The sequence below is a fragment of the Mycobacterium asiaticum genome (assembly GCF_001673365.1).
GTDB lineage: Bacteria > Actinomycetota > Actinomycetes > Mycobacteriales > Mycobacteriaceae > Mycobacterium > Mycobacterium asiaticum_A.
Genome location: NZ_LZLS01000146.1, coordinates 1 through 9,867, shown reverse-complemented (window position 1 = coordinate 9,867; position 9,867 = coordinate 1). Strand labels below are relative to the sequence as shown.

Here is a 9,867-nt window from a genome sequence, read left to right as displayed (position 1 = left end):
CATCAGACGGCGACGCCCAGCAAGCCGGAACGGAGGTCGCCTGAAACACCCCGATCCACAGGTCTTGACAATTCCTCCCTCGAACCGCTCATCGGCGCAGCCGCCGGGCACCAGGGACACCGCCGCGATCGCGCCGGCGTTGATCATCGCGTTCTTGGGCGTCTTGGTGTGCTCGTCGACGCTGATCTCGTTGAACGCGTCGCCGGAGGGCTCCACCCCGATCTTGGCATCGACCACGTCGGGCCCCGCCGAATCGAGGGCGAGCGCGTAGGTGAACGGTTTGGAGACGGACTGGATGGTGAATTCGGTTCGGGCGTCACCGGATTCGTACAGGAAGCCGTCCGTGGACGACAGCGTCAGGCCGAACCCGGTCGGGTCCACGTCGGTCAGTTCGGGAATGTAGTCAGCCAGGGCGCCGTCGCCGACGCCGGCGAATTCGGCGACCAGGTCGTCGAGGTAGCGCTGAACGAGTTCAGCCATACTCAGAAGCCGGATTCGGCCCCACGGCGGATGCGGGCGTCGTAGTCCGCCCTGGCACCGGTGTCGAGCTTCTGCAGCACGCGCTGCCGGGTCAGCCGGCCGCGGATCGCTCCGAGCACCTTGTCGGGCAGCAGCGCGGACGCGGCCTCGTAGCTGCGCATCCAGCCCGGCACCGCGACGATCGCCGTCCGGTTGCGACAGGTCGCGACGATCGCCTCGGCGATGTCCTCGGGGTCGACGGTCGGCAGCATGCCGCCGAGTTGCACACCGGAGACGAGGTCGGTGCGCACCGCCGAGGGCAGCACCGTGGTGACGGTGACGCCGGTGCCCGCCAGTTCGTCGCGCAGCGACTCGCTGAACCCGACGACGGCGTGCTTGCTCGCACAGTAGGTGGCCAGCCCGGCGGCCGGCACCTCGCCGAGATACGAGGCGACGTTGACGATGTGCCCGGACCCGCGCGCGAGCATGCCGGGCAGCGCCAGCTTGGTGCCGCGCAGCACACCGTTGAGGTTGACGTCGATGATCGCGTCGGTCACGGCGTCGGGCTCGTCGACGAACGGGCCGGCCGGCATGATGCCCGCGTTGTTCACCAGAACCTGCAGCGGCGGTTCGATCGCGCCCAGGAACGCGGCGAACGACTCCCGCGAGCGCACGTCCAATCCCATACCGGCACAACCGAGTTCGTCGGCAGCAGCCTTGGCGAGGTCGGCGTCGAGGTCTCCGATGAACACCTGCGCACCCTCGGCGAGGAAGGCGCGTGCGGTCGCATGGCCGATGCCCCGGGCCGCACCGGTGATGGCGACGGACGCCCCGGACAGTGCAATCGGTTTGGGCACTACTGGCCTCCCGCCCGGGCGCGCATCATCGGACAACCTCGCATCGGCGGCTCGGCGACCGGCATCGCCGCCCGGCGCTGCTCGCGGCGGTGCGCCAGCACGGCGGCGTCCAGGGAGTACGCGTCGGCGTCCCAACCGTCGTCGACGAACCGGGCGGCCATCCGCTGCGCCCGCGCGGCGCAGGAGAAGTACAGGTTCGGCAGCAGGCCCGGCTGGTAGAGCGCGTTCGGCACGAACCCGCTGAAGTGGATCGCGCCGTCGCCGTAGCTGTAACTGCCCAGGCCGTAGCCGGCCGACTCGCGGGTGAGGTCGGCGGCGTTCAGAGACAGCGCCAGCCGGATGCCGTCGGCGGCCGAGCCGGTCGGCACCGGGAAGCTCTGCAGGACCAACAGGCCGTTGCCGTACAACGGGTGCGGCTGGTCACCGGCGACCCGGCACGTGGAGTTCTTGTCCCCGAATGGGAACTCCACGGTGAACCCCAGGCCCTCGGCGGCCGCGTCGCGGGCCGGCGGCTTGCCCATGTGCGCGCTGACCGTGTCGCGGAACTCGGTCTCCGGCCACGCGCACGGCTCATCGCCGGAGTTGACGAAAACCGCTGCGGCGAAAGCCATTTCGTCCGGCTCGACACGCAGGCCGCTCTCCGGGTGTTCGCTGCCGGCCGGCTGCGCCGCGGTGGCCGCCGCCAGGATGGGCGCCAGCATGCGCGCCTCGGCGAGTTGGGCCACCGCCGCGGCCCCCAGCAGATACCGCATCCACGCGCCGTTGTCGTCGGTCACCCGGATCAGCGACCACAGGTCGAGCCGGCGGGCTTCGGCGTCATAAACCGGGCCCGACATCGACGCGCACCGCATCGGCAGCGCGTTGATCTCGGTGAGCGTGTCCTCGGTCAGGTCCAGGTCGCGCAGGAGTTCGGTGCGCACGCACACCAGGTAGCCCGACTCGCCGCTGGGCCCTGTCTCCTCGCCGACGAATTCGACCGTCTGGCAGTACTCGTCGGCCCACCAGGAGAATCCGCTCGGCAGCAGGTACGACCAGTCCTCCCCGACCTGTAGTTGATCGGTGCGGAGCCAGTCGATGACCTCGTCGGCGATGTTCACCGGGCCGGGGATCCGGGCTCGGGGAGTCGCTCTGGATGCAGCATCTCCGCGTCGCGCAACTGCTCGGGAATGCCGAAGGCGTCGACGAGCGTCTGGGCGTGCGGGCGCAGAACGCGGCACCGCTCGTTGATCCCGTTGTTCACCGCCCGGGCCCGCTCGGTCGACAGCAGCCGGTGCTCCAGGAAGAAGGCCTTGTCCTTCTCGATGACCGTGAGTGCGTAGAGGTCGCACACCAATTCCAGGATCTTGCGGGCCTCGGTGTCCTCGCAGCGGTCGATGCCGGCGATGAACGCCTCCAGCACGGTGCGGTCGATGTGCGCACGGGCGGTGTGCATCACATGGTCCTGCACGGAGTTGAAGGCGTCGAACGCCGACATGGTCTTGGCTCTGCGCTGCAGGCGGCGCGCCAGCGAGGACAGCAGGTACTGCTCACGGTCCTCGAACATCTTGGCCTGGGTGCCGCGGTTGTAGAGGCTGCCTTCCTCGCTGTTGTCCTCGCGGTTGTCGATGATGCGCTGCATGATCTGCTCGGCCGCGGTTCGGCGGGACACCCGCTCGCCGGCGTAGTTCGCGGCGAACCGGACCCACTCGAACGGGCTCATGCTCTTGATGTCGTCGTTGTACTCGGTGAGCAGGTGTTTGGCCACCAGTTGGAGCAGGACGTGGTTGTCGCCCTCGAACGTGGTGAAGACGTCGGTGTCGGCGCGCAACTCGACCAGACGGTTCTCCGCCAGATAACCCGCGCCGCCGCAGGCCTCCCGGGCCTCCTGAATCGCCGCGCTGGCGTGCCAGGTGCTGACCACCTTGAGGCCGGCCGCCTGGGCTTCCAGATCCCGCTGCGCCTCGACGTCCCGTACCGCCGCGGTCTCCTGATCGTGCATGGCCGACACCAGTTCGTTCTGGGCGAACTGCAGCGCGTAGGACTCGGCGATGTAGGGGAGCAGCCGGCGCTGGTGCATGAGGTAGTCCATGATCGGGACTTCGCGATCCTCGCCGGGGGCGTTGAACTGCCTGCGCTGCAACGCATATCGCACGGCGATGTCCAACGCCACCCGGGCGGCCTGGGCCGCGCTGCCGCCCACCGTGACGCGACCGCGCACCAGCGTCCCCAGCATGGTGAAAAACCGGCGGTTCGGGTTCTCGATCGGCGAACTGTAGGTGCCGTCGGCAGCGACGTCGGCGAACCGGTTCAACAGGTTCTCCCGCGGAACGCGGACGTTGTCGAACATGATCCGGCCGTTGTCGACGCCGGGCAGGCCGCCCTTGTAGTCGCAGTCCCAGGTCCGGACGCCGGGCAGGTCGTTGCCGTCGGCGTCGCGGATCGGCACCACGAGGCAGTGCACGCCGTGGTTCTTTCCGTTGGTGATCAGCTGGGCGAACACCGCGGCGACCGTGGCGCTCTCGGCGGCGCCGCCGAGGTAGTCCTTGCGCGACGACGGAGTCGGGGAGTTGACGACGAACTCCTCGGTGTCCGGGTCGTAGGTGGCGGTGGTCTCCAGCCGCTGCACGTCGCTGCCGTGTCCGGTCTCGGTCATCGCGAAACAACCCAGCAGGTCGAGGGTGATCAGCGGCCGGACGTAGCGTTCGTGGTGGCGCTCGGTGCCGAGGTTCTCCACGGCGCCGCCGAAGAGCCCCCACAGGACGCCGGCCTTGACCATCAGCGAGAGATCGGACATCGCCAGCATCTCGATCTTGGTCACCGCCGCGCCGGCGTCACCGGTGCCGCCGCGCTCCTTCTGGAAACCGTCCTCGGCCTGGCCGGCCGCCGCGATGATCTTCAACTGCTCGTTGACCCGGGTTCGCGCGACCTCCTTGGTCGGAGTGAAGTGCGGCCGGAAGATCTCCAGGGAGAGTTTCTCGCGAATCATGGCCTTCGTGTCGCGCCAGCGACCGTCGAGCGTCCGCTGCAAGTGCTCACTGGTGGTGGTCATAGGCTTGTTAATAGCTCAATCCGGACGTCGGGCACGGCGTTTCGGCCCAACACCTACGTCGTCGGGTCGACCTGCACGCGGAAGCCGAACAGGTCCACGCTGTAGGGCAACGGTTTGCCCGGGTCCATGCCGACCCCGTCCACCGACAGCTTCCCGCTCTTGATGAGGTTCGCCATCACCGCCTGGCCGAGGAACACCGACATGCCGTAGCCCGGGCACCCCTGCGGGCCGTGGCTCATGAAGTTGAACGACCAGTCGTCGGCGGCCGTCCCACTGACCCACTCTCCCGGCGAGAACCGGTCTGCGTACGGGATCGCCGCCCGGTTGCGGTGGTTGAAGACGTTGTAGATCAGCACCTGCTGGCCCTCGGGCAGCACCATGCCGTTCGGGAACTCGACCTCCCGGGTCGTCACCCGCGCGAACAGCCCGGTCGTCGGCCACAGCCGCATGGCCTCCAGGAGACAGCCCGCCAGGTACTTGAGCGACGCCACACCCTCGGGCGTGCTGATGTCGGCCGCGGCGATCTCGTTGCGTACCTCCGCCTGCTGCTCGGGATGGGTTGCCAGCGCGGCCAGCGCCCGCAGGGTGTTGGCCGCCAGGGTGTCGCCCATCGCCATCAACCAGTGGATCACCTGGCTCGCCGCCCCTCCGGGAGGAGCGGGCGTCTCGGCGATCATCGCGGCCAGACTTCCGGCCTCCGCCTTCGTCAGATGGCCTTCGATGAGCTCTATGAGTTCGGGATACTCCGGTCCCGGCTCGCCTGGCATCTTGTTGCCCAGCGACATCAGTTCGCCGAGCACCTCGGTCAACCGGGTGTCGTCGGCTGCATGGTCACCGAAGATCACCCGGCGGGTCATCTTCTGGAATGCCTCGTCGATGACCTGGTAATCGACCGGCTTGCCGGTCAGTTCCCGGGCCGTGTCGGCGGCGATTTCGGCGAACCTCGCCGCGAGTTGGTGCAGCGGACTTCCGGTCTGCAGCACCGCCTCGGCGAACTTGCGGCGTTGTTCCCAGAGATCTCCCCGGGAGATCGTCAGCGCGTCGGGCTGGAAGGCGGACATCCCCTTCTTCTTCGCCTCCGGGTCGGAGGCGAAGGGATCCGGGGAGCCGCCCAGCACGAACTTCAGGTCGTCGGGGTGGTGAACCAGCAGGGCCTCGTCCTTGGCTACCCGAACGTAGAAGGGGCCAGGCCCGTACTTCTTCACCAACCCTTCGACCAGCCGGTAGCCCAGGTGGTCGACGCCGACGCCGGCCGCGATCTTGGTGGGCAGTTCACGCTTGTTGAACAGCCCCTGGATCACATTGGGCACACCGATACGGGCCGTGAAGCGGATGCCTTCCAGCACCGACGCGCGTGGGAACTCCTGTGCCACTGCGCTTTATCCCCAGGGCAGGTAGGCGCGGACGGTGTCGGCGAGCTGAACGACGCGGTTCGGCTTGTCCGGGGCGGGCGCACCCAGCTTGGGCCACGGAGCGAAGACCCGGTCGACGCCGCCGATGACCTCTTCCAGTTCCGGGTAGTGGCGCAGGATGACGTCCTTCATCCCGGTGTTGTTGACCCAGTCGAAGCCCACCTGGGTGTAGACCTCGGGCCGGAAGTCCTGGGTGAAGAACCGGTCGGACTTGAGCCGGCGGGAGGCCATGACGATGAAGATCCGGAACGCGGTGTCGGAGAAGCCGAAGCCCTTCGGCGGCTGCTCGGCCTGCATACCGATCTGGGTGTCCACCAGGTCGACGTCGCCGCCGTAGATCTCGTTGATCTCCTTGGCCCACTGCTTGTTGGGCGTAATCTCGTCGATGCTCTTCCGGCGGGGCATCCGCAGCATCTCGCGGAAGTCGTTGTAGCGCGGCACCCCGCGCTCGCGGTCGCGGACGATGTCCAGCGTCGCAAGGTCGGTGATCTGACCGTCGATGCGCTCCAGCTTGCGCAGCGCGTTCGGGTAGTTGTGCAGGCAGACCGCGCCGGCGCTGGCCATGCCCATCGAGTACCACAGGTCGCCCACCGGCATGCTGTGCATGAAGTCGCGGGTGTACTTGCCCTGGATCTCGGTGAACGTTTTGTTGGTCAGGTGCTCGCCGGACTCCACCGAGAAGAAGTTCCAGTCGTCCGGGATCAGCGGATGCAGCCGGTAGACCGTTACGAACTCCTCGGTGAGGGAGAACGGCGCGGAGTGGTGGTCGGCCGTGGAGCCGATGATGCCCGAGAGGGCTTCGCTGTCGCCGACCCGGCCGATCCTGTCCCTGAAGGTCTCGCCGAGCGCGCCGTACCAGTTGGCGTTCATGCCGATCTGCAGCGCCGGGTGGCGCAGGATGCAGGTGGTCCACTCGACGGTGTGGATCTTGGCGATCAGCGCCGACACGGTGAGCACGGCGGTTTCGAACAGCCGCTGGTCGTCCATGCTCGGGTAGGCCCGCTTCAGCGCGTCGCACACCGCGTTGTGTTCGCGGGCGAAGAGGGTGTGCAGGATGCCGACGCCGCTCCAGTAGTTCTCCTCGAAGCCGGTCAGGTCGATCCCGGCGGTGGTGAGGCTCTCCGGCAGGCGCCCGTCGTCGTGGACCTTGACCTTGCCGTCCTTGAAGGTGCGGACCTTGGACTGCTTCTCCGCGCCGCTGCCGTAGATCTGCGACCCGTCCCACCAGTGGGTCTCGACGTTGGCGAAGACCGGGGCGGGCTGCCCGTCGACGATCTCCTTGCCGTTCATCGGGATGGTCCGGCGGATCTGCATCGGGTTGTGCGGGAACTCGTCATCGGGGCCCAGCGGGATGTCGATGACCTTGTCGGCGTCGCCGTTGCCGTGGAAGAACCAGTTGTGGTTCTCGAACTGGATCCACGCCGCGGCGATGGTGTTGATGATGCCAGCCGGCTTGAAGGAGTCGCGGGCCATCAGCTTGCGGCTGATCAGGCGGGGATCGGGATCGAGGAGCTTCTTGGTGTGGGTGATCGTCATGTTCGGCGGAGCGTTGCGGCCGAAGCCGGTGCCCTGCGCGCCCATCCAGGGATCGGACAGGTCGTTGAACGTGCCGTCCGGCGTGCGCGCGCGCTTGGCCTCCTCGGACGGCTCACCGAGGTCGGTGGTGGGCCGGATGCCCTCGCCCTCGTACAGGTTCAGCTCGCGCAGGTCGTCGCGCAGGCCCGACAGCGACTTGATCTGCAGAATCAATGACGGGTGCTCGTACCACTGCTTGTCGCTCATGCCTCTAATCCCCTTGTCTGTTTCCGGTCGGTGGTGGTTGGACTGTGTCGGTGTTGGCTAGCGCGGTCGGTGGCGGCTAGCGCGGCGTGCGCAGCGCGAAATAGCCGATCTTGCTGTAGCCCGAGTCGGTCTTGAACAGGATCTTGCCGAGGTAGACGCCGGGCACCAGCTCGACGAGCTCGTCGCGGACGCTGCGGATGATCAGCTTGGGGTTCTTCTCGATGTCGGCGTAGTCGATCACCATGACGTCGACGTCGGGGTCCTCCTTGCCGGCCTCGACGTAGGTCTTGAAGTCGAAGGCGAGCTTGCCGTCGGTGTGGTCCTTCATCGAGTACAGCGGCCAGAGCAGCTTGCCCACCAAGCCGGTGCTCTTGGTCAGGCGGTTGTCGCCCGTCGCGGCCGCGTTGTCGAACCGCTTGCCCTGCCAGGGCATCCACAGTGCGGTGATGGTGCGGACGACGGCGTCGAACTTGGCGTTGGTCGTGGTCATGACGAGCATGCCCTCGGTGGGGCCGTGCAGGTCGGTGGGAGCCGTGCCCAGCCGGAACAGCTCGTTGAGGTCGCTGTCGGCGCCGGCCGCGTCGCTCCCGGACCGCTTGGACAGTTCTTCGATCCAAGCCCAGGTCGAATCGGCCGCGCCTTCGGGATGGGCCTTGATCGAATCGCGCAGCCACTCCAGCTTGCCGGCCACGCCGGTCGCCACGGTGTCGGGTTCCTTGGGCATGCTTGTTCTCCTCGCGTCAGACGCACAGTGCTGCGTGATCGTTGGCCGAGTGTATGAGGAAATGCCTGGCCTCGCACGGATTTGGGCAATGATTTTGCGGGAGAACATAACCGTGCGGACTTTTTCGGCATCGCTGGTCAGCGCCTGCTATTCGGCGCCCCGCCAAGCACGATCACCGAATGATCCGGTATCTAGCCAATACGCCCGTGCAAGTGACGCCGGATTGGAGTTTCGGCAAACAACACGCAGAGCATGACCGGCCGCCGACTATGCGAACGGCGGCGCGCCGACACCGGCGATCATGTGCGTTCCCCACGGCGTCCGCTCGACGATCCGGGCGTCGGCGGTACGCTCCTCGATGGTCACGGTGACCGTGGTCGAGCGCATCCGCGCGGTATCCGGCAGTTCGCCGAAAACCGTTCCCTGCCAGTGATATCGGCCGTCGATGGCGTCGAGATGCCCGGTGAGGCGAACCCGGCGGGCGATCTCATCGCCCCCGATGCGCACGATGGCCGGGCCGTCGTAGAGCTCGGGGTCCGGCTGGGAGCCGGTCAGGTAGAACCGCGCGGCCACGGGTTGCGGACGCCAGCGGCGCACGACGATCCGCCCGCGCGCCTCGACGCGTGCGGCACCCGACAGTTCGATCATCCGCAGGCAGCGTGCGACGTAGCGGGCCTGCCGCCGGGTGTCGGGCCCGGGAACGCGGAAATAATTCGGGAAGCCGTGGCCGGCGATTACCGGACTGTCCGACGGGCGAACGTCCACCACGACCGGGGCCGTCACGCTCCGCCCGTCGCCCGCGGTGACCGTCCAGGTCTCGGTGTCGTTGTCGAATCGGGTGCCGGCCGCGTTGGCGAGCACGGTGCAGGCGCCCAAGCCGAGTTCGGGCGGCGCCCCCGCACCGATGACGACGACGTTCACAGGAAGCCGGCCCGGCGCCACATCCACCGGCTCAGCCGGCCCATCAGGCCGACCTCCTCGAAGAAGGCCGCCAGGGGCATGAACGACTCGCGGCACTTCTGCCGGAAGTGCGGGTTGGCCCTGGCTACCCGCCGCATCGCCTTGCCGTCGAGCCCGGCCCGGTCGTAGTACACCGGGAGCGTGAACAGCATCCGGTAGAACGGGCCCCCGGCACCCTGCAGATTCGCCAGCACGACCTTGCGGTGCCAGGGCAGGGCCGGCACCTCCTTGCGCAGGCCGTCCCGGGCGAACTGGATGTGCCGCGCCTCCTCGGTGACGTGTATCCGCATCAGCCGCCGGACGATGGGCTGCACGTCGGCGTCGTCGAGGATCTGACGCTGCAGCGCATCGAAGATCTCTTCCCCCACCAGCGCGGCGACCCACAAAACCGGGCCCCGGAACACGAAGGGCAGCGAGTTGATGATCACCCGCTGAAACAGCTTGGGCCGCACCGGGATTCCCCCGACGCGGTCGATGGTCTTGCCGAACATGACCATGTGCCTGGTCTCGTCGCCCAACTCGGTGAGCATGTACTGGGTCGAGCGCGCGGTGGGGTTGGCGTGCATGAGAGCAATGATCAATACCTGTGGATGAGCCTCGGCGAGGCGGCCTGAAAGTGGGCGCACCTTCCCGAGGATGATCTTC

The 9,867-nt window shown here is 67.6% G+C and carries 9 protein-coding genes; all 9 read right to left on the bottom strand.

What is annotated here, in order from left to right; translation table 11 throughout:
* On the bottom strand, positions 1–480 hold a 480-nt coding region (locus A5634_RS15580; RefSeq protein WP_172831710.1), incomplete at its 3' end, for a glutaminase.
* Positions 481–482: 2 nt separating this feature from the next.
* Positions 483–1,316: an SDR family oxidoreductase gene (locus A5634_RS15575; protein WP_065144942.1), complete on the bottom strand. Its 834-nt coding sequence runs from the start codon at positions 1,314–1,316 to the stop codon at positions 483–485.
* Positions 1,316–2,413, bottom strand: coding sequence for a hypothetical protein (locus A5634_RS15570; protein ID WP_065144941.1), 1,098 nt, complete (start codon positions 2,411–2,413; stop codon positions 1,316–1,318). The genes A5634_RS15575 and A5634_RS15570 overlap by 1 nt, the downstream gene beginning before the upstream one ends.
* On the bottom strand, positions 2,410–4,344 hold the full coding sequence (locus A5634_RS15565) for an acyl-CoA dehydrogenase family protein (RefSeq protein ID WP_065144940.1): 1,935 nt from the start codon (positions 4,342–4,344) through the stop codon (positions 2,410–2,412). The genes A5634_RS15570 and A5634_RS15565 overlap by 4 nt, the downstream gene beginning before the upstream one ends.
* A 53-nt stretch (positions 4,345–4,397) precedes the next feature.
* Positions 4,398–5,717: a cytochrome P450 gene (locus A5634_RS15560; RefSeq protein ID WP_065144939.1), complete on the bottom strand. Its 1,320-nt coding sequence runs from the start codon at positions 5,715–5,717 to the stop codon at positions 4,398–4,400.
* A gap of 6 nt (positions 5,718–5,723) precedes the next feature.
* The gene (locus A5634_RS15555) at positions 5,724–7,538 is read right to left on the bottom strand and encodes a peroxidase family protein (protein ID WP_065144938.1); all 1,815 of its coding nucleotides are present in this window, start codon (positions 7,536–7,538) and stop codon (positions 5,724–5,726) included.
* A gap of 76 nt (positions 7,539–7,614) precedes the next feature.
* Positions 7,615–8,262: a hypothetical protein gene (locus A5634_RS15550; protein WP_065144937.1), complete on the bottom strand. Its 648-nt coding sequence runs from the start codon at positions 8,260–8,262 to the stop codon at positions 7,615–7,617.
* Between the two features lie 267 nt (positions 8,263–8,529).
* The gene (locus A5634_RS15545; protein ID WP_065144943.1) at positions 8,530–9,183 is read right to left on the bottom strand and encodes a DUF4873 domain-containing protein; all 654 of its coding nucleotides are present in this window, start codon (positions 9,181–9,183) and stop codon (positions 8,530–8,532) included.
* A partial coding sequence (locus A5634_RS15540) for an AurF N-oxygenase family protein (RefSeq protein WP_065144936.1) occupies positions 9,180–9,867 on the bottom strand: 688 nt, incomplete at its 5' end. The genes A5634_RS15540 and A5634_RS15545, both read right to left, overlap by 4 nt.